The sequence below is a fragment of the Paenibacillus algorifonticola genome, assembly GCF_050481745.1.
GTDB lineage: Bacteria > Bacillota > Bacilli > Paenibacillales > Paenibacillaceae > Pristimantibacillus > Pristimantibacillus algorifonticola_A.
This window is the reverse complement of record NZ_JBCNGR010000008.1, coordinates 66616-93208: the sequence shown is the minus strand read 5'-3', so window position 1 is coordinate 93208 and position 26593 is coordinate 66616. Positions and strand designations below refer to the sequence as shown.

Below are 26593 nucleotides of genomic sequence, written 5' to 3'. Positions count from 1 at the left end.
ACATCAAAGTAAGGCTAGTATAAACGGAACGAAAAATAAATCGTAGTACGCACTTTATTGATAGGTACTACCCGAAAGGATAGTGTAAATATGAGTATGGCTGAATATAAAGGGAAAGTTAAAAATATTCAAGATACACCTTTTGGTTACACAGTATCAGTTATTGGAGGTAAATGGAAAATGGTTATTATTTATCTGCTGGCCGAAAATCAGCCGGTTCGCTTTAATGATCTGAAAAGACAAATAGGCACGATTACTTATAAAACCTTGAGTTCACACCTTAAAGAATTGGAAGCGGATGGTTTGGTGAATCGGAAAGAGTATCCTCAGGTTCCGCCTAAGGTCGAATACAGTCTCACAGATAAAGCGGAAACGCTATTGCCTGTCTTAGAACAGTTATGTGAGTGGGGAGAAAAAAATCAAAATATATAATATATATTATTTAGACGTAAAAACGAGGTGTGTCTGTATGCGGGAGTCTGCCTGCTGCGCCATGCATAACGCTTACTCTAGGCCAAGCTCATTGGACGATTCAAGGCTTGCGAAACCGCAGCCGGGACGTTCAGCTCCTTTTTTGAAGGACTGAGGATCCGCTTATGCGGACAGGGGAATCGCTATTGCCCACATACTCACCTCAAAATGGCTTTCGCCAGCCCATTAGCGTCTCCTGAGTCCGCAACCTGTACCAAAACCCATGCTTTTGTTGAAATAGCTGCCACTATGTCCGCCAAGTCGATCCTTGTGATGGCTAGACACCTAGATACCTAGATAGCTGGACCCGAAACGGCCTCACGAACAATTACGGCTGCTTAGGGAGCAATAGCTGGAACGTCGTCCCCAGCGGGGTACTGTGCTTCAAATTCAGCTGACCTCCCATGGCAATGGCAAGCATTCGGCTGTAGGTTAGACCGAGTCCAAGGCCGCCAACAGAAAGCTTTTTACGCTCACCGCGAAAGTATCGTTCAAAAATATTTTTCTGCTCCTCCTCCGGTATGCCGGGACCGTTATCCTGAACGATAATTTCATAGCTGTCGACTGAGGATGGCGATAGGGATACGTGGATGCGCCCTTGGCCCTGCAGCGCTTGCCTGCTGTTGTTCAGCAAATTCACAATAATTTGCTGAATGCGGCTGGCGTCCCCGACAGCCAGGAAGGCTTCGCTCGGAATATCGGCTGATAGCTCAAGTCCCTCCACAGGATCAAGCAGTCCCCATTGGTACACAACCTCTCCAACTAGCTTGCCGAGATCAAGCGAGTCCTGTCGGACGCTGATTTTGCCGGAAGCGAAGGCATTGAAATCCAGCAGGTCGGTAACCATATGCTGAAGCCGGCGTGTCTGCTGCAAGGAGATGTCCAGAAATTCCACCGCTTCCTCCTCCGTAACCACCTGATCACGAACGGCATGAACAAGGCCATGAATGGAGGAAATCGGCGTTTTCAGCTCATGTGTCACACCTGCAAGCAGCTCCGTACGCAGCTCCTCCAATGTGCCGAGGCGCGCAGCCATCGTCTGGAAAGACATCAGCAGGTCATGTATTTCTTTTTCCTTCACACGGTTGGGAACGACGACCTGATAATTGCCGGCCTCCATTTGATTGAGTGCTTCAGCGAGCTGCTTGATCGGCCTTCTTAAATTTCGCGACAGAAAGAAGATAATGAGCCAGCCGAGCAAGCCTGAGCCAAGGAGCAGGGAAGCAATGAGACGGTAGTTCTGATTAACATGGACTAACTCCTTATAGGCGTAGGAAATGACTACCGCTCCGATGACCTCTTCTGTATTTTTTCCAACGATTGGACTAATCAGCGTATATTGATCATCCGATAGGATGACGCTCTGCTCATTGGAAGCTGGAGGCACAGCCGGAGCTGAATCAGGTGCTGCATCTCTGGGACCCTGTTTAAGAAAAATAACCGTACCGCTATGGTCAAATACACGCAACGAAAATTGTCCCGGAAGCGAGTAGCGGCGCTGGGTGCGGTCAATCCATTCATAGAAATTGCCCGGAATAACGATTTTCCCGTTTTCATTGCTCACATACTGCGTGGCGACCTGCGCAAAGGCTTTGAGATTTTGCTTCCGTTCATGCAGCGTCTCCTGGCGAATCCAGAAAATCGATATTATTCCGATGGCAAGCAGCCCAATGAATAAGGTGAGCACGTAACGAAACGTCCAGCGGCTGAGCAGCGTTTGGCGACGATTATTGGGTGTTGGCATACAGCATGTACCCCGTCCCCCGCAGGGTGCGGATTTCTCCTTCTTCTGGCGGCCAATGCAGCAGCAGCTTGCGCAAACGCTTGATGGCCAAATCTACCGCGCGGTCGCTGCCCTCATAATCCATGCCCCATACTTTATCTATCAGCTGCTCGCGATAAAAAATCTGGTTCGGATGCTCAGCAAGGAACATGAGCAGCGACAAATCACGGGGAGTGATGGATAGGCTGGCGCCGTTTAGGTAAACCGTATGTGATTTAAAATCGATACGAATGCTACCGAAAGTGACTTGCTCCGAGCTGACGAGTGAACGGGGCGGCCGTCTGAGCACCGCATGGATGCGGGCGACAACCTCTTCTGGCTCAAAAGGCTTCGTCATATAATCATCGGCCCCTTCGTTAAGCCCCAAAATCCGATCGCTTACATCGCCTCTAGCCGTCAGCATAATGACGGGACAAGCGCTTTTGTAGCGAATATGGTTCAAAACCTCCCAGCCATTCATTCCCGGCAGCATGACATCGAGAAGAACGAGCGTGGGCGTCTCCGCATCGAAAGCTTTAATAGCTTCCACGCCATTTCGGTATATATTGCAATCGAATCCTGCCTTTCTTATATAAGCAGCAAGCACCCGAGAAATGGCGTCCTCGTCTTCGACAATCATAATCGTATTCATAAGTAATCCTCCGATGTGGCGGTCTAACATACAGTCACCTCTGAAAAAAGTATACCGCCTGAGCTAGGGAATGACTATACGCTGCACGTAATGCTGACCCATATTTTAAACAAGTATTGAGTCAGGGGGATGTCGGAGGGAGGGGAGTCAAAGGGAGTCAAGGGGAGTCAGCACAAGGGCTCACACCAACGCGTAATTGTGAAAAACGGCATTTCAGATAAAAGCTTCTGAAATACCGTTTTGAATCCGCCTAATTCGTATTTATTTGATTGATTCGATTGTCTTGATTTATTTCGCTTAGCATATAGGCGGCAAACTCCGTCAATTGTTCACGATTAAACTCCGACTTATCATCGATGCCGCTGTATTCATTCAGAGAACGCTCAATAATCGGGTGATACTCGGAAGGCAAGGCACGCATGCCCCAGTCTCCACCTTCTTTTTTAGAAGATACGGCGCCTTCTCTTAAGAAGAATAGAACCCGGCAAAGATTTAAGGATATGTACATCGGTGTTTCAATAATATCCGTTGCTGAATTTTGAACATCATAGAGGATTGACTTAATATAAAATGACTCGTCAATGGGCTGGAAAACTTCACGAATGGCTTTGCCGTATACAGCAATACCGCGATAATAGGTTACTACAATATGGGTGGCTAAATCTGCATCGTCATATCCGCCACAAATATAATTGTCATCGGATTGATAGTTTTCTCGGTGCAAATCAGAGTAGTGGAATTCAAATGGTGTTGGATACACAAAATGCAACAGGTAATCTTCCAGTATAATGCTTAATTCAATTCCACGATCATTAGGCATGCTTTTGTGGAGCTTTAAAATCTTTTTTGCAATACGCTTATTCGTATTATGTTAATCCATAATTATCTTTTGCTTGTGTCCAAAAACGATGGGATAGCGGGTATTCCGGGTCATTTTGAAGGACAGCTTGAATCACAACCAGATTCATACACCAGCTGTACGTTTTGGATGGCTATTCAAATAACCAGTATAAGAAGGGCAATTTCTACGTATAAGGATGTGCAATATGGACAATATTTCGAATCTATGGATTTCCAATCATTTGGATCGAACTGCATAAGTCATGAACACCATTGTGCTGTTATAAAAACACTAATACGGAACATGTGTTCCTCATATAGGGAATTGTCTTCCAGGAAAATATTAGCAACTTTTTATTCAATGAACGCGTTGTTATTGTAAACCCCATTTAATTGTAAATAGGAGATCGGCAACATCCGGTTTTCCTGTTTCAATAAATAAGGAGCCGAGCAGATTGTCGTATCGCTCACACATGCTCACAACTTCTATACAAGAATGGAGGAGGGATGAGAAAAATTCAAAAATGGAATACGTCTCCATTAGTTGCAATTCGTAAAAATCAACAATTTCTCCAAGGTCAAAACGAAATTCTTTTCGTTTTCTGCCCATCTCTACAAAAGTTCTGATTAAAATAAAATAATGATCGGGGAGCGTAACTTATGTCACTAAAAAAGGTTATTACCACTTCCTTTACTGGCTTATTATCTCTTGTTGTGGTTGCTAGTGTCTGCTTGGCTCGGTGAACAAACAAAAAAGATGGATGACCGAGCAAAACTGAAAGATTGGGTAAAAAAGAACCATGTAGATGAATACGGCGGTGTATACACCGAAGAAGATGGAACAAATGTAATTTTACTTACTGAGGATTCGAAACTTGAAAACACTCTCAAGAAACAAAGTGCTTTCCCTGAAAAGGCAAAAATCAAGTATGTAAAATATAGTGAAAAACAGCTGCTCGAATCTAAAGAAAAGCTTTCGGCACTGATGCGTTCTGGGAAATTAGATTTATCGGGTGTGGGAAAAAACAATCAAATAAACAAAGTCAACGTATATATTTCTGAGCAGAACTACAAGGATCTTAAAGAAGAAATACTGACGCATATTGACGAGGATATGGTTAACTGGATCATTGCTGATATTGAGACCACGAATGATGCCTATACTTTGTATCCGGGAGAAGAAATTAATGGACCGAGTGGAGCTATATGCAGCGGTGCATTTAATGGCACAGCAAATAGCAAGGGTGTCTTTGTAACTGCCGGTCATTGCGGTAATGGGGCTTGGTATGACAATTCCGATGGTACCGCTACAATCGGAAGCATGTCGAATGCGACATCTGGTAACGGTAATGATTATGATGCAGGGTACATTACGTTAGCGAGTGGCGTCGATCGAAGTGTTTATCTCAATGGATCATTGCTAACAATTGGTACCTTCGATTATAACGGGTCGCGCCGTGAGATCGGTGACTATATAAGGGCAATAGGTCGTTCAGGCCATAAAACGACATCAGTTAAAGTTACTGATGATTCATACGATGATCCTACTGGTCCGGATGATGCGTTTGTTACAGCCGCTACTGGTATGACTAGCGGAGACAGCGGTGGCCTTTTCTATTCAATCATAAATAACGGAACTAAAGACTATGCTTGCATCGAAGGCGTGTACAAAGGTCGCATACTTTCTGGTGGGGTAGCAATTGGAAACATTGTTTCAAAGTTTGACTTGGTTTATGATGGCTTAGGCATGTCAGGTGTTAACATTGATTCCACCTATTAATCCGCTCGCATTTTCGTACATATTTTAAATTCCAACATGGTCTCATTTGAGCAAATGCCCAGTGGGACCATGTATTTCTATAATGCTATGAAAGTGGGAATTAAAAATGAAGCAGATAATAATTATTTCACTAGTGTTAATGACAATGGTTATTTCAGGTTGTACGAAGTCATGGGATTATAGGACAGGATATATCATTGATAAAAAAGATCAGAAAGTTCTTGTTGTAAGAAATATAACTGACCAAGATGTAAAAAATTTAAATGACCAAGAATTGAAGGTAAACTCAATTCAAGAAATATTGAAAAAATCCTCTCCAGATGCGATGTGGCTTACTGTTCAAAATGAAGAACAGTATAATCCCCTTAATATTACTGATAAGGTCGATATAGTCATTAATGGATCACTAGGAGACTCCTATCCTATGCAAGCTGAAGCAAAAGAAATTACAAAAATCAAATAAATTCTTTATTAACATATATTAGTTTTAAAATCAATCACGCATGACTTATGCAGTTCACTGAATTAATTGGGAATTGTGAGAATCTATGCTTTAATAAACGGGTCATAACGTCATAAGCATTCTTTTCGGGTAAATGGATGATATCATACTTGCAAACGGCGTACTTCTAGGTCAAGCTCAATATAGATTTGTTCAATGCCCTTGTGGTTCCATGTTCGAACCTGGCAACGAGTTTTGAAGAGTCCGTGAACCATTTCACCGTGGGTGCAGCTCTCATCACTCGTTTTTTCTTTGTTTACTTGCCATAGCGAGATCTTGTTTGGTCATACGAAAGAAAACCTCAATAGCCAGCGCTTGCTGTAAACTTCTAGCGCTTTCTCAGGCAGGCACAAAGCCCAGTCATACGAAGCTGAGAAAAATCGGCTCATTGTATACTGAGTCAACGTGAAAGACTTAAACATGATGACCAATAGGGCATCTTTCGAAGCTAGTGACGAATCTGATTAACGGAAGGACAATTCGAAACCAGCCCAATGACATACATAAAACAAAGTAACCATGGTGGAACGCCACTACGTTTTGAGATTCCTGACTGCATGAGAAGTTGTTGTGGCGATTCAGAATAATCAAGTGTTTATCCCCGATTTCTTTAACAATATTTCGAACCATAGGCTGAGCAAAGTGGAAGGCAAGGATTCCGCTATTGAATCTTCAGAATTCCTTTAGTTTCCCCCTCACTTTATATTCAGATTTTTTGGATAGCATAAGGAGAGTGAAATATAGGGGGATACGATGATGATAAAAGTGAACAGCTGGAAACAGGAAAAAATGCTTTTTCTAAATAAATTTTTGCGCTCGCCCAGACAAATCGGCAGTGTGACGCCAAGCTCAAAATTTCTTGCGAAAAAAATGCTGGAGGCAGTCCCATGGAATAGCACAACGAGTGTTGCGGAATTGGGCGCCGGTACTGGCGCGATAACCAAATACATTCAAGCAGCCAAAAAGAAGGCGACTAAGGTTATCCTTTTTGAAAAAGATCCATATATGCGTGAACAATTGCAGGAGCATTATCCCGAATTTTCAAGCTATGAGGACGGCAGCTATCTTCAGGCATCGCTGCATACGGAAGCGATCAAGCAGTTGGACTGCATTATTAGCGGACTGCCATTTTCCAATTTCCCTCAAACGATGCGAGACAAGCTGATGGAGCAAATTCTCGTATCCCTTAAAGATGACGGTCTATTCATTGCTTTTCAATATTCCTTGCAGATGAGATCGCAGCTTAGAGAGCATTTTGAAATTGAAAAAATTACATTTGTGCCCTTAAACGTACCTCCCGCATTTGTCTATGTTTGCCGTAAAAAGGGAGGTGCGGTAATAGGCGAGACATCATGAAGAGCAAGCTGGCGAGCTTAAAGCCGCTGCTGTGGGCGCTTAAATTCGGCGCAAAACGCATAATGCCCCTGATGATGGTTAAGCCAGATTCGTCCTTCGTGAAGCTCGACGATATGTTTAGCAATCGATAGACCTAGGCCGAAGCCGGCAGGCATATGGACATGGCTGCGGGAGGGCTCCATTTTATAAAATCGCTCAAACAATTGAGCCTCCTGCTCCTTCGTAATCGGTTGGCCCACATTCTCGACGCTTAAAGTAATCCGCCCTTCTTGAACATAAAGCTGTATGGTGATTTCTCCGGGCTTTACGGAAAATTTTAACGCATTCATTAATAAATTGTCGATCGCTCTGACCATTTTTCCAGTATCCATAAGAGCGATGACAGGTACTGCAGGCAAAGCTTTTTTTATTAAAATGCTCTGTTCCTGAGCTACAGGCTCAAATTCAGTAACAAGCTGCGCCAATAATCGGTTGAAATCGATTTCCTGAAAAGATAAATGGACATCCGGGTCGCTAAGCCGGGTATATTCGAACAAATCGTCAATTAGCTTATTCAACTGCTGGGTTTTGTTATAAGCATTGTCGATATACCTTTCTTGCTCCTGAACATCTTGGAAGGAGTGGGTTTTCAATAAATCCAGATAGCCGATAATACTGGTCAATGGTGTTCGCAAGTCATGCGAAACGGAGGTGATCAGCTCCATTTTGGATTTTTCCAGCTGTCGCTCACGCTCCAGCCTGCTTTGCAATTGTTCCGCCATATCATTGATATTTTGTGCTACATGCCCTAATTCATCCTGGCTCGATAACGGAATGCGGTAGCTTAAATTCCCGAAGGACATTGCTTTCAAGCCAGTGGTAATGGTCTTGAAATAACGGATCGTACGGCGGGTCATTAATAAGAAGCTGAACCAAAAAGAAAGCACAAAAATGCCCAAAGGCAAAAATTTATAAATAAAACCGGATTGTGGTCGGTACATAGAATAGATCGTGCTGATTAAAGTCGCGAGCATGAGGCTGAAAATAAAAGCCCAGAACATTTGGCCGCGAATGCTTTTTTTACCGTTTATATAAGTCCACAGCTTATTTTTCAATCTTGTATCCCACTCCCCAGACCGTTTTAATATATTGCGGCTCTCTAGGATTGACCTCGATTTTCTCGCGGATGTTGCGTATATGAACCATTACTGTATTTTCCGAATAAAACGCGGTATGTTCCTTCCACACGCTTTGATAGATTTTATCGACGTTAAAAACTTGCCCCCGGTGCATCGCTAACAATTCCAGAATGGAAAACTCAATAGGGGTTAACGATTTTTCATGGCCGCGCACGACAACGCTATGCTGGTCTCGATTAATGACCAAATCATCCACAGCTATTTCAGAATCATTTATGGCGGGCTTGCTGGAAGTGAAATGCTGCCGCCTGATTTGGGCTTTTACCCGAGCAATCAGCTCAAGAGGGTTGAATGGTTTCGTGACATAATCATCTGCGCCTGTGGAAAGACCCATAATTTTATCTAAATCCTCCCCTTTAGCTGAGAGCATAATTATAGGAACATTCGATATTTCGCGGATTTTGAGGCAAGCTTGAATGCCATCCAAATGAGGCATCATAATATCGAGAATGATCAGATCAATTTTCTCTTGCTGAACCATTTTTAAAGCCTGCGTCCCGTCCTCCGCTTCCCGCACAAGGTAGCCTTCATTCCGCAAATAAATGTGAATGACGTCGCGAATTTCCTGTTCATCTTCAGCTACTAAAATGGTCATTTTCATGCATCTATCTCCTTTAAATCGCTTTCTTATTCCGCCTAAATAATCGGATGAGGACAACCGCTGCCGCCAGTGCGAGAGCGATCCACAGCAAGCGTATTCCGTAAGTATAAATGATATTTCCTACAACGTGAACGCGTTCCAGGGCAAAACGTCCTAACACGAAAAAAATCAGTGTCCATATCAGCCCTGCCGTATAAGAAAAAAAAGCATAGCGCCTAAAGCTCATTTTATTAATGCCAGCCAAATAAGGCATGACATGTCTGACCACTGGCAAGGCATAACTGATGAAAATGGCAAAGCTTCCATATTTGAGCATCAAACGTTCTGAGAAGTTGATATAGCGCTCGAAATTTTTCTTTCGCCGCAGTTTATCCAGGATAGGGGAGCCGACAAAGCGGCCGAGTACAAATCCTAAAGATAAGCCGGAAATAACCCCTAAGTAAGTGAGCAAAAAAGCAGGGAAGGTGTGCAAAATACCGTTAGCCGTCACGGCGCCACCTGTCATAACGATAACTTCATCAGGAATAGGCATACCCACAATGCCGAGCCATAGGGAAAAAAATAATGCTGCATAGCCGTATTGCTGAATCATATCGAGCAGCGTATCATAGCTCATATTCTTTCGCTCCTTCTTCATTGTAAGCACTGCTTCTAGCATACTTCATAAATCTTTGGATTTAAGCAGGGAATTTCTGAAGATATTCTGAAGATTAAATGCTTCAACCCTATAGGAAACTTTCATACACAAGGATATGGAATGTTTGCTATATTAAATTCAAAGGGGAGAAATTCCAATATGGTCAAAATACTAATCGCGGACGATGATGCGCTCATTCGCGAGCTAATGAGCTTATACTTGCATAATGAAGGATTTGTTATCATAGAGGCGGAGAACGGAACCGAGGCATTAGCGGTCGTAGAAGGGGCAGATGTCGATCTCGTTATCCTCGATATTATGATGCCGTATATGGATGGCTGGGATTTATGCCGGGAAATCCGGGCCAGAAATTCAGATATTCCGCTATTGATGGTGACGGCCAAAGGGGAGCCTGGGCAGAGAGTGAAGGGCTTTTTACTTGGAACGGATGATTATTTGACGAAGCCATTCGAACCGATGGAGCTTGTAATGAGAGTAAAGGCGCTTCTCAAGCGTTATCGAATCGCTGCCTCCCAGATGATACAAATGGGAGACATTGTCCTAAACCAACGCAATTTGAAAGTTTATCGAAGGGATGAGGTTCTTAATCTCCCCCTCAAAGAGTTTGAGCTGCTGTTCAAGCTAGCCAGTCATCCTGGGCAAATCTTAACCCGCGAACAGCTCATCATGCAGATTTGGGGAAGGGATTACGAGGGCGATGATCGAACTGTCGATGTCCATATAAAACGGCTTCGGGAGCGATTTGCCAATGACACGGAGCATTTTCGCATCGAAACTGCGCGCAGTCTCGGCTATCGGCTAGAGGTATCGAATGATTAAGAGCTTATATACTCGCATCGTACTTGTATTTTTGGCCGTCATTATCGTTGGGCTAATTTCGTCCCTTCTTATTGGACTAGCCCTATTCCAAAAAGATTTAAACAAAGCCGGGCAGAACGACATGATTGCCGCAGGAAGGGAGATCGTCCAGTTATATGAACGGAATCCGCCGCAGCATCATGAAGAATTTATGATGAGCATGGCAAAGCTGACGTCATATCCCTTTCAATTGGTGGCTGAAACCAGCGCGTGGGAATTATACGGCTTCGATCATCCCGAGTTTGCCGTCTCAATAAGACCGGAAGCTGTACGGATGGTGCTCAAAGGCGAGCTTTATCGATCGTCTAAAAGCGATGAGGACACTTTCGTTGGTTTGCCATTTGACATGAATGGGAGCCGGTATGCTTTATTTGTGCAATCCTCCGCTAAAAATGAAGCCACCATTTATCGCCTATTGATAGCTATTCTGTTAATGGTTTTGGTTATCGGATGTGTAGGTATTCTGATTTCCGCCCGCTATATCGTCAAGCCTCTTAAAACCATGACCTCAGCTACGAAGAAGCTGGCGAAGGGGGATTTCGAGGTGGAGCTGTCGTTGAAGCGCAAGGATGAATTGGGAACATTGGCACAAAGCATTAACGTGATGGCCAGAGAGCTTAAGCAATTGGAACAGATGCGGCAAGACTTCGTTTCGAATGTGTCGCATGAAATTCAAACGCCATTAACGTCTATATCGGGGTTTGCAAAAGCTTTGAAGAACGACCAGTTGGTCGACGAAAAAAATCGCGATCGCTATTTGGATGTTATCGTATCGGAGAGTGAGAGATTATCCAGACTCAGCGATAATTTGCTTCAGCTCGCGTCCCTCGAGTCAGAGCATCATCCTTTTAAGGCGACGAGATTCAACCTCGATGAGCAGATCAGACAAGCGGTTGTCGCATGCGAGCCCTTATGGTCAGGCAAGCGCATAGACATGGATATGGTGGTGTCCTCTTCGATTCCAATAACGGCGGACTATGACCAGCTCAATCAAGCATGGGTGAATCTGATCGGCAACAGCATTAAATTTACGCCGGAAGGCGGGAAAATCCGTATCGATATAGCTCAGAAAGGCCATGAGCTTACAGTAGCGATAACTGACACTGGCTGCGGTATTTCAAAGGAGCAGCAAGCCCATATTTTCGAAAGGTTTTATAAAACAGACTCAGCTAGAAATAGCAAGAAGGGCAATGGACTCGGGCTGGCCATTGTGAAAAAAATCGTGGAGCATCATCAGGGAACCATTGAAGTCATAAGCACACTAGGACAAGGCACGACCATCATCTTGAACCTTCCTGCTAAATAAACATATACATGGGGATGTCCAGGAAATCGGTTTATTTTTTGTCGCTGTTCACGCTCCGTTCATAATTCACCGATAAGCTCATCAAGGAAATCAGTTGGAGCATATTGGAGGAATAAAGGTATGAGTGTCTATGGTCTTTTGGATTCGGTAAAATGGTTAACCCCGTATGAAATGCTATTGTGTTTATTGAATCTATTTTTATTAGCAAGGTATGCCTTCGTGAAAAAGTATCCCGCTCCAAAATGGCTGGGCTTCTTGCCCGCTCTGGGAATCGTTGTCTTCCTTGCAAGCCTGTTGGGCGGAGATAGAACCTTGTTAGCATTTATTATTTATACGCCAACCATTATTATTTTTCTATGTACGGTAAAGGGATTATTTCGATCCAGCCCATTGTTGAAAAATAAGCAAAATAAATTTATTCAGCATGTTGTGTCTGTCGTCTGTGCTTGTGGCATCATTTCGATCATCTTCGCAATCATGAATGCTGGCGTTCTTCGTTATAATCCGGCTAGCGATTTAAGTGCAAGGAGCTATACCGATGCTTTTGCTGAAATGAATGAAAGACTTTCCAGAGAGTATCCTTTCGGAAGCTGGAAGGGAATCAATTGGAATGAACTGAATGTCAAGTATAGTGTTCTCTTCGAGCAAGCGGAGAAAAATAAGGATAAGGATTTATACTACAGAACGCTTAGGGAATATTTGGGCTCGATCGGTGATGGACATATCAAGCTGGTGGATCACAACGTGTATGAAGACGATAAAGTATTCAAAGACGAGGTTGGCGGTGGATTTGGCATCAGCACGGTCCAATTGGACAACGGCAAGGTGCGGGTTAGCCTCGTTTTAGAAGGAAGCCCAGCCTATATGAACGGTATCCGTTTAGGCGCGGAGATCGTAGCTTGGGACGGGAAAACGGGCAAAGAGGCCTTTGAGAGGACCAGATGGAGTGAGAGTTACTATGCCACTGAAGAGGTAAAGGCTTATTATCAAGGGCGGTTTATGGCAAGAGCGCCAATCGGCCAGAAAATAAAAGTCGCGTATCGGAATCTGGAAGAATCAAAGGTGCATGAAGTGACCCTTACAGCCTACGATGACCAATACGAGACGCTGAAGCTGACGAAATCGAAAATGACGCAAGAAGATTTAGCTTTCTCTCCTGTTGAAGCAAATATAATCGGCGGCGGGAACGGGTATGTGAAGATTAAGCATTTTCTCCCTAATTCGAATTTCCCTGCGCCCGAAAAATCGTTGTCCGAGCAATTGAAGCATTTTCAAGCTAGTCATGTCAAAGGCTTGATAATCGATCTCAGGGATAATCCCGGAGGCGAGGATGCGCTAGCGGCGAAGATGGCAGGTTATTTTGTAAAGAAGGAGAAGCACTATGAATATGTCAGTTATTACAATAGAAACACGGGCAGGTTTGAGATCAACCAAAATGAGATTCTTTCCGTAAAGCCTCAAGTTCCTTACTTCGCTGGTCAAGTAATGGTCTTGATTAATAGCAGAACGGGGAGCTCGGGCGAAGGCTTGCCGCTGGTCTTGAAGGGATTGCCCCATGTAAAGATTATTGGGTTTACGTCGACGGCAGGTTCGTTTGGAATTGTTAGCAGGCCGATAGAGATAAGGATGCCCGAAGGATATGTAATCCAATTCCCTGATGGTAGATCGCTAAATAAGGATAAAAGGATCCAAGGGGATGCCGACCATACGAGGGAGGGCGGAGTGATTCCGGACATTCGAATCCCTTTTGATGAACAATCCTTTGCTCAAATGTATATACAAGGGGAAGATGTGGAATTGAATTACGCCTTGAAAATGTTGGGATACAGCAAATAAGGGTAGTCTAGCCATGTTCAAGCCTTAATTCGTGACAAATTCGTTACTTATGGCAGGAAAGTGGCTGCACTTGAATCGTTAGCACTGGCTTTATGCAGGGCAAATCCCTTATAATGCTAGATAGAAATATTATGGGGGAGTGTATCGCGTGAGTTTAGTAGATGTCAGCAATGTATCGCCAGCGTTATTTATTTTGGGCGTCGTTTTTTTGCTGCTCATTTTCGGATTGCTGAGCTTTGGCATTATGCGTATGTTCGGGCAGCGGTTTCGTTCCGGCTGGATATGCATCGGTGGGGCAGTTGTCAGCTTCGTTTTATTTATGTGGATATTAAATCGATGGTTCCTGTAGCCCAGGGATTTTGCGGTTAGAGGGGGCCGGGGCATGTTTTGGACAGCCGTATGGTTTATTGTTAATATGTTTTTTGTCACTTCATTAATTTTATTTCTTTTTATGCAGCGCTCTTATACGCTTGCCAAGCTGGAAGCGGGTAGCGGGGACAAACTTCGCAAGGCGCACAGTTTGCGACTAACGTTCGGAATTACCAGCCTGATTTTGTTTGTTGCCATGGTCGCGAGCTTCCTAATTAATATGCGGTTGAACGGTTAAAATAGCAGCGGCAGGAAGGCTCTCATTGACGAGAGTCTTTTTTTTCGGCATTATGGGAGAAAGAGATTTCAGAGGCAGGAGGTTTGTGGCATGAGTACACATGCACATTCACATTCACATACGCATACCATTGAAGATATTGTGAGAATCATGTCGAGCCAAGGACTGCGCATTACCGACCAGCGCAAGACGCTGGCCAAGCTATTCGCAGAATCGCCTGGCTACTTAGCCCCTAAGGATGTTTATGAATACATGGGCAAGTCCTATTCCGGACTTAGCTTCGATACGGTATACCGCAACCTGCGTGTCATGGAGGAGCTGGGTGTGCTGGAGCAGGTGGTATTCGAGGAGGGCGTCAAGTTCAAGCTGCATTGCCGCGAGCATGACCACCACCATCATATGATTTGTCTGAACTGCGGCAAAACGTACCCGATTATGTGCTGCCCAATGGAACAGACAACTGCGCCTGCTGACTTCCGAATCGTCAAGCACAAGTTTGAAGTGTTCGGTTATTGTAAAGACTGTGATCAGGAAGAAGCAGCAGCGGCGCAAAGCTAATGGAAAAGAGACCTGTTGCCAGACGTGTCGTTCAAGCGCCGATTCATTTTTACCGCAAAGCGATTTCACCGCATTTGCCCCCTTCCTGCCGCTTTGCTCCAACATGCTCCGCCTATGCGCTGGAGGCCATTGAGAAGCATGGCGTACTCAGGGGCTCATGGCTTGCGGCGCGGCGGATTAGCCGCTGTCACCCGTTTCACGCCGGTGGCTACGATCCGGTTCCTCCCGTAAAGGGCGGAAAGCAGAGCGAGGGGGATCAGCCTACTTGACAGAAGGGCTGACGGTTCGGTATATTTTGTCATATATGAGTCTGATGAATGGATAAGTACAATGGAGGCTGCGTCGCAGAGAGCCGGGCAATAAGGTGCGAGCCGGTACGGGCAAAGTTGGAATATGGTCCTGGAGGATCTGTCTTTGAGCAGCGCGAGCCCTGGGTTTGACTGGGCGGGAGCGGGTAAGAGGGCAGCGTTTGACCGGCGTTAACGGGATTGTCCGCCTTCAATCGGCGGCACACGAAGCCATTGCGTTTTTTTCTGCGAATGAGGAGAAGATGCAAGGGGAATTTGGGTGGTACCACGTGAGTTTTATACTCTCGTCCCATGTTGGACGGGAGTTTTTTGCGTTTTTATGTGCTTTTAGAATCGAAAATTGGGAGGCTGCTGAGATGGTGAATGACAACAAAACGTTTTATTTGACTACGCCGATTTATTATCCGAGCGACAAGCTGCACATAGGGCATGCGTATACAACGGTGGCGGGCGACGCGATGGCGAGATACAAGCGGCTGCGCGGCTACGACGTCTGGTTTTTGACCGGAACCGATGAGCATGGGCAGAAGATCGAGCGCAAGGCACAGGAGCAAGGCAAGACGCCTCAGCAATTCGTCGATGATATCGTAGTCGGCATTAAAAGCTTGTGGGCGAAGCTGGAAATTTCCAATGATGATTTTATTCGCACGACGGAGGAGCGGCATAAGAAGGTCGTTGAGAAAATTTTCGATCAGCTGCTCAAACAGGATGATATTTATAAGGGTACGTATGAAGGCTGGTACTGTACGCCGTGTGAATCCTTTTTCCTTGAGCGCCAGCTTGAAAATGGGAATTGTCCGGATTGCGGACGTCCGGTCGAGCTGGTAAAGGAAGAGAGTTATTTTTTCCGGATGAGCAAATATGCAGACCGCCTGCTTAAGCTATATGAGGACAACCCCCATTTTATTCAGCCGGAATCACGCAAAAATGAAATGATCAACAATTTCATCAAGCCGGGCTTGGAGGATCTTGCCGTATCGCGTACGACCTTCGATTGGGGAATTAAAGTGCCTGGAGATCCGAAGCATGTCATTTATGTGTGGATTGATGCGCTTTCCAATTATGTTACGGCGCTTGGCTATGGCAGCGATGACCCCGAGGCTGCAGCTAAATATGAGCGCTTCTGGCCGGCAGATGTCCATCTCGTAGGCAAGGAAATCGTTCGTTTCCATACGATCTATTGGCCGATTATGCTCATGGCGCTCAACCTGCCGATTCCGAAAAAGGTATTTGCCCATGGCTGGCTGCTCATGAAGGATGGCAAAATGTCGAAGTCGAAGGGCAATGTTGTGGACCCGGTTATGCTGATCGACCGTTATGGCCTCGATGCTGTCCGCTATTATTTGCTGCGCGAGGTGCCTTTCGGTGCCGATGGCACCTTTACGCCGGAAAACTTCGTCGAGCGCATTAACTTTGATCTTGCCAACGACCTCGGCAATTTGCTTAATCGTACCGTTGCGATGATTGATAAATATTTTGATGGCGAGATTCCGACATATGCCGGACAAATCACGCCATTCGACGCTTCGCTCGAAGCGCTGGCGCAGGATACGATTGCTTCTGTGGAGGCCGCTATGGAAAACATGGAGTTTTCCGTTGCACTTGCTGCGATCTGGCAGTTCGTCAGCCGGACGAACAAATATATTGATGAGACCCAGCCGTGGACGCTGGCGAAGGATGAAGAGAGGCGCGCGGAGCTGGCTGCGGTTATGCAGCATTTGGCGGAAGCGCTGCGTTTCACGTCGATTATGCTTCAGCCGTTTCTGACGCATGCGCCGCGGGAGCTGTGGAAGCAGCTCGGCATTCAGCCGGGCGAGCTGACGTCATGGGAGAGCATGCGCACGTTCGGGCAGCTGCCGGCAGGCACGCGGGTGCAAAAGGACAGCCCGCTGTTCCCACGCCTGGAGACGGCGGATGAGGTTGCTTTTATCGCAGCCGAGATGGGCGGCGGCGCTGCCAAGGCGGAAGCGCAGCCGGAAGCCGCGCAGCAAGCGGCTGGCGCTGGAGCGGAAGGAGCCGCGGCAGACACGGCTCCGGTGGAGAGCAAGGAAGAAATCGGCATCGACGATTTCGCCAAGGTAGAGCTGCGAGTGGCGCAGGTCATCGCTGCCGAGCCCGTGAAGAAAGCCGACAAGCTGCTGAAGCTGCAGCTCGATCTCGGTTATGAGCAGCGCCAAGTTGTTTCGGGCATTGCGAAATTTTATACGCCGGAGTCGATTGTCGGCCGCAAGGTGATTTGCGTGACGAACCTCAAGCCGGTGAAGCTGCGCGGAGAATTGTCGCAAGGGATGATTCTGGCTGCGTCGCACGAAGACCAGCTAACGCTGGCGACAGTGCCGGACGATATGCCGAACGGCGCTGTTGTGAAATAAAAGGAATGGCAGTATAGCAAGTAGCATAAGAGAGAACCGTGCGGAGCTAATCCGCTGCGGTTCTCTTTTTATTAGTTTTTGATAAATAAGTTATAGACTGCCGTTGTTGTCATTGAATTAACGTTCTCCGTTCACGCAATGAATGCCGCTTTGGTGCGGCTCTTATTAATCGTTTTTTGTGGAATCCCCGTTTCCAAACAACTCTTGAATTCGGGTTGTCAATTCCTCATTGTAGATGTAATAGTGCCTGCCCTGCGAATTCGGAGTGAATCCCAGCTTGCTCTCGTGACCTTCCCGCAAAGATACCGCATACAGGAAGCCGCTCCGGTCTTCTTGGTTCGGATCAGGCTCGAATTTCATGTTTTTCACTTGATCGATCCACTCTTGAATCTGTTTTTTGTTAGAGAACAATTTCCGCTCGCCCGAGCTGCCGTCCGTAATCTCAATGGAATCCACATTCGCAATATCCCCTGGGTAGAGTTCTTGCAATGTCTTTGTGGTCAGCTTCTCAGCTTGAGGTTCGCTGCAAGCTATGATCGCAAGCCCCATGACTAGCAGCAGTATAACGCACCCTATTATCCTCATGTTCTTCCCCCTTGTTTGTAACATAGACGTACCAAAGGCAACTTATGTTACTCTCAACATAAGTGACCGTTACCTTAATGGGATGTTGCGAGTCTAACACTTTATTTTTTTTCGACAGCGGGAGCGGAATGGACACACAACCGCCATACTCGCTTTGCGTTCTGCTCGAAGTAGACCGAGAACATGCGAATAGCAGTTGACAGTGATGCCCAGCCCTCGTATAATCTGAACGTAATCATAACGATTACTAAAAGAAAACGGTTTTCACAGAAATGGAGCATTTGCGAAATGAAAAATGTATCAAGCAAGAAAATAACGGCTATGGCCGCTTTATTGTTGTCGGTTGTTCTTGTGCTGTCCGCATGCGGCAGCAATTCGAAATCTTCTATTGTAGAAGGCAAGACGAATGTCGTGACTAGTTTTTATCCTCTCTATTATTTCGCCTCAGAAATTGGCGGTGAATATGTCAATGTCGTCAACCTCATCCCGGCAGGAGTGGAGCCGCATGATTGGACGCCGAAAAGCCAGGATCTCAGCACCGCCTCCAAAGCGCAGCTGTTTCTGTACAATGGAGCAGGACTGGAAGGCTGGACGGACAGCTTTCTAAAGGGTTTGCCGAACGATCAGACGATCATTACGGCCGAAATGAGCAAAGGTATTGAGCTGATTCAAGGCAGTTCTGAAGAGGAGCATGATCACAGCGCTGAAACGGCAGAGGAGCATGCGGATCATGAAGAGCATAGCGATGAGGCAGAAGGCACAGCTGCGGACGAGCATAATCATGAGCATGCCCTCGATGTCGATCCGCATACTTGGGTCAGCCCGAAATCGGCTATCATTATGGCTGAAAATGTGAAAAATAGCCTCATTCAAGTGGACAGTGCCCATAAAACCGAATATGAGGCGAATTATGAAGCGCTGCACAGCAAGCTAACAGCACTTGATGCGAAGTTCGAGCAGGAGCTGTCCAAAACGACGATGAAGGATATCGTAGTATCCCATCAGGCGTTTGGTTATTTGGCCCGCGACTATGGCTTGACGCAAACGGCAATAATGGGATTATCGGCTGATGCTGAGCCTAGAGCGCAGGATTTGTTGAATATCGCCAAATATGTGAAGGAACAAGGCATTCGCTATATCTTCTTCGAGGAGCTTGTATCTCCGGCACTTGCGGATACGCTCGCGAGCGAAGCGAAGGTAGACACCTTGATGCTGAATCCGGTAGAGGGACTGACGCCAGAGCAGGAGAAAAATGGCGATACCTACATTACGCTGATGGAAGCGAATTTGCAAAATCTCTTGAAAGCACTGAAATAGGTAAACGGCGCTTTATAAATGATATAATCAGGGAAGTATAACAATATAGTAATAAGCAAGGGAGGTTGACAGGATGCAGCAAGTGACAGAGAGGCTGCCAGAAGCGGACTTGCTTTCCAGCCCGGCAGGCGACTGCCATCAGGATATTATTTCGCTGGAGGGCGTTACCTTCTCGTACCAGCAGCAGCGCGTCATTACCGGGCTTAATTTGAGCGTTCGCGAGCGTGATTTTATCGGGCTGATTGGCTCGAACGGCGCGGGAAAGACGACGCTGCTCAAAATGATTGTTGGCTTGCTGAAGCCGGAGAGCGGCGTCATTCGTTTGTTCGGCGAGCCGGTAGGCCAGTTTAAGGCATGGGAAAAAATTGGTTATGTGCCGCAAAAAAATGCGTTTAATCCCCTTTTTCCAGCGACGGTTCGTGAAGTGGTGCTATCGGGCCTTTACGGCCGCAATAAGCTGTTTCGCCGCATAACGAAGAGCGATTACTTAAAGGCAGATGACGCCCTGCATGCGATGAAAATCGAGGATTTGGCGGACAAGCGGATCGGCCAGCTATCCGGTGGCCAGCAGCAGCGTGCTTTCTTGGCGCGGGCGCTTATTAACAATCCGTCGCTGCTTATTTTGGATGAGCCTACTGTAGGGATCGATGCAGAGACGCAGGAAAGCTTTTTCCATATGATCAAGCATATGCATCAGCATCACAATATCACCTTCCTCATGGTATCCCATGATATGGAGATGATCCGCACTTATTTGGGACTGCATCAGGCAGCGCAAAGCGGCAAGCTGAAGTTTTACAAAAAACATTCGCATGATTTGCAAAATTGTGCGCAAGATGATCTGACTCACAGTCTGCGCGGGCTTCGTCAGGAAATGGATAGCAGAGAAGAGGTTGTTCAGGTTGGAGATCGTTACTAGCGAATTTTTTCAAAGGGCGCTGATTGGCGGCTTGCTTATCGGAGTGACAGCGCCGCTGATGGGCATTTTTCTCGTGCTGCGCCGTTTGTCCATGATTGGCGATACGCTGTCACATGTATCCATTGCGGGTGTTGCGCTTGGTTTCTTAATTGGGGTGTATCCGGTTGCGGTAGGTCTGCTGTTCGCTGTTGCGGCTTCGTTTGCGATTGAAAAGCTGAGGAAAGCCTATAAATCCTATGCCGAGCTGTCCATTGCGATTATTATGTCAGGCGGCGTTGCGCTGGCTTCGATTTTGTTCACAATGGGCAAAGGCTTTAATGTCAATGTTACCGGCTATTTGTTCGGCAGCATTTATACGCTGAGCAATATCGATTTAATTACGATTGCCGTGGTTACGGTTATCGTTCTTGTAGCCATCAGGCTGCAGGTGAAGGAGCTGTTTTTGCTTACTTTTGATGAGGATGCAGCAGCGGTGAGCGGGTTGCCCGTCCGTTTTTATAATGTTATGATTAGCGTGTTAACCGCGCTTGTTATTAGTGCTTCCATCAAAATCGTGGGAGCGCTGCTTGTGTCTGCACTGCTGACGATTCCAGCGGCTTGCAGTCTTATTATTGCGCGCAGCTTTCGGCAGAGCATTATTACCGTCGTCATTATTGGTGAAATTGCCGTTATTTGCGGCTTGATGGTTGCAGGAATTTGGAACTTGGCTCCGGGTGGCACGATCGTGCTTCTGCTGATTGTTATTTTGCTGGCCTTGCTGCTGTTCAAGCGGGGAATAAGAACAGGGAGTTAATCAAAATCGAGGTGCTGTACGGTGAACGATCTTAATATTTGGCTTGCACTCGGGGCTGGCTTTGCCTCCTTCATCTCTCCATGCTGCTTGCCCTTGTATCCATCTTATTTATCTTACATAACCGGCATTTCCGTCAGCGATCTCAAAAATAATGAGCATACGAGCAAGCAAATGCGCTCTCGCACGATGCTGCATACGCTATTTTTCATTATCGGTTTCTGTACGGTTTATTACACGCTTGGCTACGGTACGAATGTGTTCGCGGAAACGTTCAGCGAATATGAGCCGCTCATTCGCAAATTATCGGCGATTTTAATTGTGCTGATGGGCCTGTTCCTGCTCGGCGTTTTTCAGCCGCAATTGCTGATGAAGACGCGCAAGCTGCCGTTTGATCCTTCGAAAAAAACCGGCTATTTAGGCTCCTTTATTTTTGGCATCGGATTTTCGGCCGGGTGGTCGCCTTGCACAGGACCAGCCTTAACGGCGATTCTGGCTTTGGCGGCTTCCGAGCCGAATACCTGGTTTAAGCTGACTACGGCCTATGCTTTAGGCTTTGCCATTCCGTTTTTCGTATTGGCTTTTTTCCTGGGCTCAGCGAGATGGCTGCTGAAATATACGAATACGGTGATGAAGGTCGGCGGAGCGATTATGATTGTGCTTGGCATTATGCTCTTCACCGATCAAATGACGCAAATTACATCGTGGCTGAATCTCATTACGCCGGATTGGTTGAAGTTTTAATTCCTATGCTTGCAGAGTTAAGTGAAATATTCAATTTTTGCTTGAGGAAAATGTTCAAAGATGCGCTCTGATATAAATAATCGGAGCGCATCTGCTTGTTCTGTAGGGTAGACATATTTTCCTTGTCCCCAGCGACCCCATTTGTATTTTCGCTTCTCAATGTCCATTTCCAGCTTCGTGCGCGGATAGCGGCGCTCTATCACGTTTTTCGCTGTTTTCGTAAAACGGTGCTGGATAAGCTCAAAGGTTAAATCGGCTTGCTTCGCCTCTTCAGGTAGCGCTTCTGCAAGCGATGCGAGCAGCTCTGCGTAGCCTTCCTCCCAGCCCTCATGCCAGATGATCGGCGCAATGATAAAGCCGAGCGGATAACCGGCTTTAGCTACTTTGGCTGCGGCTTCAATTCTCTGCTCGAAGCGGGAGGTGGCCGGCTCGAAATTTTTGATCACATATTTGCTGTTGACGCTGAAGCGAATGCGGGTATGGCCATTATGCTTAACATCCAGCAGTGAGTCGACATGATGGAATTTCGTTACGAAGCGCAGTCGGCCTAGTGGCTGCTCCGCCATAAATTCAATCAGCTCGCGCAGGCTTCCCGTAATGGGCTCCAGCCCGACAGGATCGGACGTACAGGCAGCTTCGAAGCGGGTTATTTCCGGTGCTCGCTCGTCGATGTATTGCTTGGCGGCGCCGATAATCTCATCGATGTTGACATAAACGCGAATATAGGGCTTTGCGCCAAGCGTCGTCTGCAAATAGCAATAATGGCAATGCGCCATGCAGCCGGTCGCAATGGGAATGGCATATTCCGCTGACGGCTTGGAATTATCAAAGGTTAGCGTTTTGCGAATGCCGACGACGAGCGTGCGTTTGGCAATTCGGTATTTCTCAAGCTCGGTTTCACCGGGCAAATTGGTAATCCGGTTATGCGAGCTGGTCATGCGGAATGGAATGCCTTCCTTTTGCACCCAGTCATATATGCGCTTGCCTTTCGGATAATTTAGCGCATCCGGTTCAAAATATACGAGCTCGGGTACGAAGGATAAGCTTTTCAGCGCTGCTTTCGGACGCTCCTCTACGGTGAAAGCCATGAGCGCACCTCCTTTGCTTTGATGCTTCAACAATAAGAAGCTCAGGTTATAATGTGCGTCAAGTGGGTGGGCTTCAAACTGGGAGTTGTAAGGTGAAACGGCCGAAAGCAGTCCTCTGGCGGCGCAGCGCGTTTCAGTCCGAGAAATATAAGCCTAATGATAAATGTGAAACTTATAAATTCTTATATTTCAAGAAATGCTTCAATCGCTAATGCCATTAATTATTACGCGGCCCCGGATTGTCCTTAAGGTTGCAGACAGGTTTCAAAACAGTGTATGATACTAGAGAAACGCCGAGGAAACAAGGTGAAAGAAGTTGGGTTAGGGGGTTCTTCAATGCCGACACCGAGCATGGAAGACTACTTGGAACGAATTTATAAGCTCATAGACGAAAAAGGTTACGCGAGAGTATCGGATATTGCGGAAGGGCTGGAGGTTCACCCTTCGTCAGTGACGAAGATGATTCAAAAGCTCGATAAAGATAACTACTTAATTTATGAGAAATATCGTGGTCTTGTATTAACGACAAAAGGGAAGAAGATGGGCAAGCGGCTTGTGGAGCGCCACCATCTGCTGGAATCATTTCTGGCCATTATCGGCGTCCAAGATGAGAATATTTATCAGGATGTCGAAGGCATTGAACATCATTTAAGCTGGGATTCGATCACCTGCATTGAGACGCTCGTTGCATTTTTCGAACGTGATCCTTCCCGATTGGATGACCTTAAAGCGGTTCGCGCCGAGCTCGATAATGAGTGATAATGCAAATATGAAGTGAAACGAAGCATGTTGCAGTTACCCAAAAAAAGAGCGTGACCTCCGAGAAATCGGGGTCACGCTCTTTTTGAGTGATTGGCCAGCTGTTATCGCGGGCTGCAGTGGCTTAATGATACTTCGGCAGATCATCATCTTCTTTGCCGCCTTCGATAACACGGAACGGCGTACGCTGCGATTTCGGGCGTTTGGCAGGCTGTGAGCGGTTGCCAGGGCGCACCTGAGGCGAGGCAGAGCCGGAACGGCTTCTCCAGCGGTCAGGCGGGAATTTGTAAAGCACATATATGAGGCCGAATACGATAATCGGGATAAGGAATGAACGCATATCGGTCAAAACGCCATAAATAACTCCGATGCCAAGCAAAGACATAATAATAATTGCTGGCACGCTCCATTTTTTAGGCCTGTTTGCCATAATCATTCCGCCCTTACGCTTTAATATGGGTCATTTGTTGATCAAGCTCGCGCATCCGGTTGAAGGAAGCGATGGATACGGCAACCTGATCGTCCTTCGGCTCTTTCGTTGTCAGCAATTGCAGCCACAGGCCCGGGTAGCCGAGATAGCGCAGCACGGGAATGTCGCGCATCGCATTTGTAATGCGCAGCACTTCATAAGAAATGCCGAGAACGATAGGGAGCAGCAAAATGCGAATGTAAATTCTTTCCCAGATGGAGTCCCAAGTGAAGAAAGGCAGCGAATAAATAATAACGCCGACAATGACAGTGAAAATAATAAAGCTGCTGCCGCAGCGATAGTGCAGGCGGCTGTATTTTTGCACATTGCTGATCGTAAGCTTCTCACCAGCTTCATAAGCGCTAATTACTTTATGCTCGGCGCCATGATATTGAAACAGTCTTTTGATAATCGGCGTAAGCGACATCAGATACAAATAAGCAAGCAATAAAATGATTTTGATAAGTCCTTCTAATAGGTTATGACCGATTTTGCTCTCAAATACATTGCTGAACAATAGTTCTTCCAGCGCAGCGGGAGCCGCGGTGAAAATCAGCTTGCCGAAAATAAACGATAGCACGCCTGCCACAGCAACACCGACTATCATGCTAAGGCTGAAGCCGGATTTTTGCTCCTTCTCAGGCTTCGGCTGTGCTTCGGGATTTTTGGCGGCTTCTTCCTTCGCCTCATCCTCCGCGTAATTTTCCATAGAAAAGTTCAGATGCTGCGAGCCTTTGGCGCTGGAATCTATTATGCCGACAACACCACGCACGATCGGAATTTTTTTCAGCTGCTGGATCCAGCGCTTCGTCGTCCGCGGAACCTCATAAAAGATGATTTCGTCATTTTTTCGGCGAACAGCGGTAACATTGACATGGCTTCCTGCGAACATGACGCCTTCAATGACAGCTTGTCCTCCATAGATGCTTTTTGGCTTTTGCGACAAGTGTTGGTCACCTTCCTTAAAAGTGTATCGTCCCGATCAGGTGACGAATCCATTTTTTCATTTTCTTGCGAATAGTTCTATTGTACTTGATCGGTGCGGCAATTGCCAACGTTTGAGCTGCCCGGGCCATTCACAAACAACTGCCAATAGAAGCGGTTACTTCTATGCTTTTTTTCACATACTTAAACATGGCTTCTTTTATTTAGGAGGCGACAGGTGATTACAAGCTGGAGGCGAAGGAAATGATGGCAGAAAACAAACAAAATAAACGGACCGCCGGAAAAGGCGGCAATCCATATGAAGGCAAGCATCATACGAATATTTGGATGTACTGCTTATCGACGGGCTTTTTTGCTGGCCTGATTTGGGGCATTTTGCGCTGGTTTTTTTATGAAATGAAATTTACACTGGAGCTGCCAGGCATAATGGCGGACCCGTTTTTCCGTTCCTCCTTTTTGAAGTCGGGCTGGGGCGTAGTGGTGGGTATTGGCTGCTACATTATTTTTTCAATAATTGCTGCGCTGCTATACGGACTGTTGTTACGCAAGCTCAAAGGTCCATGGCCTGGTGTGCTCTATGGGCTCGCTTGGTGGGCGATCGTTTTTCTTGCTTTAGGACCGCTGCTCCATGTGACTCGATCGGTGTGGAAAACAGGCTGGAATACGCTTTGCGCCGAACTATGTGTCTTTTTGCTATGGGGTGTTTTTATCGGCTATACCATTGCTTTTGAATTTACAGACGAGGCGTCCCGAGAGCCTGTACAAGCAAGCTGAATAGTTGTCCCTTCTCAAGCGGCGGGCATATGTGGTAAAATGGCAATTGATCTTTGTCTTTCACATTGATTTGTCCGTTAGGGAGGTGTGCAAATGCTCAAAATTCTGGTGCTTAATGGCCCGAATCTGAATATGCTTGGTGTTCGTGAGCCAGGAATTTATGGATCGGCTACGCTTGCTGATATTGAGGCTAACTTGCTGGAGCAGGCGAAGGGGCTGAATGTACAGCTGGATTTTTTTCAATCCAACCATGAGGGCGCGCTTATTGATCGGATACATAGCGCTTATGGCGCAGAGAATGGCATACTTATTAATCCTGGAGCGTTTACGCATTACAGCTATGCGCTGCGTGATGCTTTAAGTACGGTAGCTCTTCCTGTAGTTGAGGTGCATTTGTCGAACATACATACGCGCGAGGCATTCCGTCACGTGTCGGTTATTGCACCTGTAGCGGTCGGGCAAATTGCCGGTTTCGGTCCACAGAGCTATGAGCTTGGCCTTGCGGCACTCGCTCGTAAGCTGAAGATGACTTAAAAAACGGAAAGGGGATGAACATAA

At 46.4% G+C, this 26593-nt stretch carries 29 protein-coding genes; 19 read left to right on the top strand and 10 right to left on the bottom strand.

What is annotated here, in order from left to right:
* Positions 1–90: 90 nt before the first annotated feature.
* Positions 91–432, top strand: a complete 342-nt coding sequence (locus tag ABEW34_RS08020) for a winged helix-turn-helix transcriptional regulator (RefSeq protein WP_430156851.1) — start codon at positions 91–93, stop codon at positions 430–432.
* A 367-nt stretch (positions 433–799) separates the two neighbouring features.
* On the opposite strand, the gene ABEW34_RS08015 is transcribed toward ABEW34_RS08020, so the two are convergent.
* From ABEW34_RS08015 to ABEW34_RS08005, 3 genes are all read right to left on the bottom strand, one after another.
* Entirely contained in the window at positions 800–2215 is a 1416-nt protein-coding gene (locus ABEW34_RS08015; protein ID WP_430156849.1) for an ATP-binding protein, read from the bottom strand.
* Positions 2199–2885, bottom strand: coding sequence for a response regulator transcription factor (locus ABEW34_RS08010; protein WP_430156847.1), 687 nt, complete (start codon positions 2883–2885; stop codon positions 2199–2201). Before ABEW34_RS08010 ends, ABEW34_RS08015 begins: the two co-directional genes overlap by 17 nt.
* Positions 2886–3135: 250 nt before the next feature.
* Positions 3136–3705, bottom strand: coding sequence for a DUF4111 domain-containing protein (locus ABEW34_RS08005; RefSeq protein ID WP_430156845.1), 570 nt, complete (start codon positions 3703–3705; stop codon positions 3136–3138).
* A 744-nt stretch (positions 3706–4449) separates the two neighbouring features.
* On the opposite strand from ABEW34_RS08005, the gene ABEW34_RS08000 reads away from it, so the two are divergent.
* From ABEW34_RS08000 to ABEW34_RS07990, 3 genes are all read left to right on the top strand, one after another.
* Positions 4450–5505 (top strand): hypothetical protein, encoded by a 1056-nt coding sequence (locus ABEW34_RS08000; RefSeq protein WP_430156843.1) that lies wholly within the window; start codon positions 4450–4452, stop codon positions 5503–5505.
* Positions 5506–5611: 106 nt separating this feature from the next.
* The gene (locus ABEW34_RS07995; RefSeq protein ID WP_430156841.1) at positions 5612–5968 is read left to right on the top strand and encodes a DUF3221 domain-containing protein; all 357 of its coding nucleotides are present in this window, start codon (positions 5612–5614) and stop codon (positions 5966–5968) included.
* Between the two features lie 795 nt (positions 5969–6763).
* Positions 6764–7363, top strand: coding sequence for a class I SAM-dependent methyltransferase (locus tag ABEW34_RS07990; protein ID WP_430158502.1), 600 nt, complete (start codon positions 6764–6766; stop codon positions 7361–7363).
* 17 nt (positions 7364–7380) lie between these two features.
* On the opposite strand, the gene ABEW34_RS07985 is transcribed toward ABEW34_RS07990, so the two are convergent.
* The 3 genes from ABEW34_RS07985 to ABEW34_RS07975 are packed head-to-tail and all read right to left on the bottom strand — an operon-like array spanning position 7381 to position 9758.
* Positions 7381–8457: a HAMP domain-containing sensor histidine kinase gene (locus tag ABEW34_RS07985; RefSeq protein ID WP_430156838.1), complete on the bottom strand. Its 1077-nt coding sequence runs from the start codon at positions 8455–8457 to the stop codon at positions 7381–7383.
* Positions 8447–9142, bottom strand: a complete 696-nt coding sequence (locus ABEW34_RS07980) for a response regulator transcription factor (protein WP_430156835.1) — start codon at positions 9140–9142, stop codon at positions 8447–8449. Before ABEW34_RS07980 ends, ABEW34_RS07985 begins: the two co-directional genes overlap by 11 nt.
* Before the next feature lie 13 nt (positions 9143–9155).
* Entirely contained in the window at positions 9156–9758 is a 603-nt protein-coding gene (locus ABEW34_RS07975; protein ID WP_430156832.1) for a DedA family protein, read from the bottom strand.
* 180 nt (positions 9759–9938) lie between these two features.
* Between ABEW34_RS07975 and ABEW34_RS07970 the strand changes: the two genes are divergently transcribed.
* The 8 genes from ABEW34_RS07970 (at position 9939) to metG (ending at position 17645) form a co-directional block, all read left to right on the top strand.
* Positions 9939–10619, top strand: a complete 681-nt coding sequence (locus tag ABEW34_RS07970) for a response regulator transcription factor (RefSeq protein WP_430156829.1) — start codon at positions 9939–9941, stop codon at positions 10617–10619.
* Positions 10612–11964, top strand: coding sequence for a HAMP domain-containing sensor histidine kinase (locus ABEW34_RS07965; protein WP_430156826.1), 1353 nt, complete (start codon positions 10612–10614; stop codon positions 11962–11964). The genes ABEW34_RS07970 and ABEW34_RS07965 overlap by 8 nt, the downstream gene beginning before the upstream one ends.
* Positions 11965–12084: 120 nt before the next feature.
* Complete coding sequence (locus ABEW34_RS07960; RefSeq protein WP_430156823.1) at positions 12085–13800, top strand: S41 family peptidase; 1716 nt, start codon at positions 12085–12087, stop codon at positions 13798–13800.
* Positions 13801–13948: 148 nt separating this feature from the next.
* Positions 13949–14149, top strand: coding sequence for a hypothetical protein (locus ABEW34_RS07955; protein ID WP_430156820.1), 201 nt, complete (start codon positions 13949–13951; stop codon positions 14147–14149).
* 33 nt (positions 14150–14182) lie between these two features.
* A complete protein-coding gene (locus ABEW34_RS07950) occupies positions 14183–14407 on the top strand; it encodes a hypothetical protein (RefSeq protein WP_430156817.1) in 225 nt (74 codons plus the stop codon).
* A gap of 90 nt (positions 14408–14497) precedes the next feature.
* Positions 14498–14965 (top strand): Fur family transcriptional regulator, encoded by a 468-nt coding sequence (locus ABEW34_RS07945; protein ID WP_430156814.1) that lies wholly within the window; start codon positions 14498–14500, stop codon positions 14963–14965.
* Positions 14965–15234: a membrane protein insertion efficiency factor YidD gene (gene yidD / locus ABEW34_RS07940; protein WP_430156812.1), complete on the top strand. Its 270-nt coding sequence runs from the start codon at positions 14965–14967 to the stop codon at positions 15232–15234. The genes ABEW34_RS07945 and yidD overlap by 1 nt, the downstream gene beginning before the upstream one ends.
* A 395-nt stretch (positions 15235–15629) precedes the next feature.
* Entirely contained in the window at positions 15630–17645 is a 2016-nt protein-coding gene (metG, locus tag ABEW34_RS07935; RefSeq protein ID WP_430156810.1) for a methionine--tRNA ligase, read from the top strand.
* Positions 17646–17810: 165 nt separating this feature from the next.
* Here the strand turns inward: metG and ABEW34_RS07930 are convergent, their stop codons facing one another.
* Entirely contained in the window at positions 17811–18230 is a 420-nt protein-coding gene (locus ABEW34_RS07930; protein WP_430156807.1) for a hypothetical protein, read from the bottom strand.
* Positions 18231–18518: 288 nt separating this feature from the next.
* On the opposite strand from ABEW34_RS07930, the gene ABEW34_RS07925 reads away from it, so the two are divergent.
* From ABEW34_RS07925 to ABEW34_RS07910, 4 genes are all read left to right on the top strand, one after another.
* Positions 18519–19547 carry a metal ABC transporter solute-binding protein, Zn/Mn family gene (locus ABEW34_RS07925; RefSeq protein ID WP_430156803.1) on the top strand — a complete coding sequence of 343 codons (1029 nt, stop codon included), beginning with the start codon at positions 18519–18521 and terminating at the stop codon, positions 19545–19547.
* Between the two features lie 73 nt (positions 19548–19620).
* Positions 19621–20466: a metal ABC transporter ATP-binding protein gene (locus ABEW34_RS07920; protein WP_430156800.1), complete on the top strand. Its 846-nt coding sequence runs from the start codon at positions 19621–19623 to the stop codon at positions 20464–20466.
* A complete protein-coding gene (locus ABEW34_RS07915) occupies positions 20450–21259 on the top strand; it encodes a metal ABC transporter permease (RefSeq protein WP_430156797.1) in 810 nt (269 codons plus the stop codon). The genes ABEW34_RS07920 and ABEW34_RS07915 overlap by 17 nt, the downstream gene beginning before the upstream one ends.
* Before the next feature lie 21 nt (positions 21260–21280).
* Positions 21281–22000, top strand: a complete 720-nt coding sequence (locus ABEW34_RS07910) for a cytochrome c biogenesis CcdA family protein (RefSeq protein WP_099519824.1) — start codon at positions 21281–21283, stop codon at positions 21998–22000.
* 17 nt (positions 22001–22017) lie between these two features.
* Here the strand turns inward: ABEW34_RS07910 and splB are convergent, their stop codons facing one another.
* Positions 22018–23088, bottom strand: coding sequence for a spore photoproduct lyase (splB, locus tag ABEW34_RS07905; RefSeq protein ID WP_430156794.1), 1071 nt, complete (start codon positions 23086–23088; stop codon positions 22018–22020).
* A gap of 336 nt (positions 23089–23424) precedes the next feature.
* Between splB and mntR the strand changes: the two genes are divergently transcribed.
* Positions 23425–23847 carry a transcriptional regulator MntR gene (gene mntR, locus ABEW34_RS07900; protein ID WP_056029020.1) on the top strand — a complete coding sequence of 141 codons (423 nt, stop codon included), beginning with the start codon at positions 23425–23427 and terminating at the stop codon, positions 23845–23847.
* Between the two features lie 124 nt (positions 23848–23971).
* Here mntR and ABEW34_RS07895 read toward each other — a convergent pair whose 3' ends face one another.
* Positions 23972–24277 carry a hypothetical protein gene (locus ABEW34_RS07895; protein ID WP_430156791.1) on the bottom strand — a complete coding sequence of 102 codons (306 nt, stop codon included), beginning with the start codon at positions 24275–24277 and terminating at the stop codon, positions 23972–23974.
* 13 nt (positions 24278–24290) lie between these two features.
* Positions 24291–25208, bottom strand: a complete 918-nt coding sequence (locus tag ABEW34_RS07890) for a DUF1385 domain-containing protein (RefSeq protein ID WP_430158501.1) — start codon at positions 25206–25208, stop codon at positions 24291–24293.
* 296 nt (positions 25209–25504) lie between these two features.
* Here ABEW34_RS07890 and ABEW34_RS07885 point away from each other — a divergent pair, with 296 nt between their 5' ends.
* Both ABEW34_RS07885 and aroQ read left to right on the top strand, forming a co-directional pair.
* Positions 25505–26035: a YqhR family membrane protein gene (locus ABEW34_RS07885; protein ID WP_430156789.1), complete on the top strand. Its 531-nt coding sequence runs from the start codon at positions 25505–25507 to the stop codon at positions 26033–26035.
* Between the two features lie 93 nt (positions 26036–26128).
* A complete protein-coding gene (aroQ, locus tag ABEW34_RS07880) occupies positions 26129–26569 on the top strand; it encodes a type II 3-dehydroquinate dehydratase (protein ID WP_430156786.1) in 441 nt (146 codons plus the stop codon).
* Positions 26570–26593 lie beyond the last annotated feature (24 nt).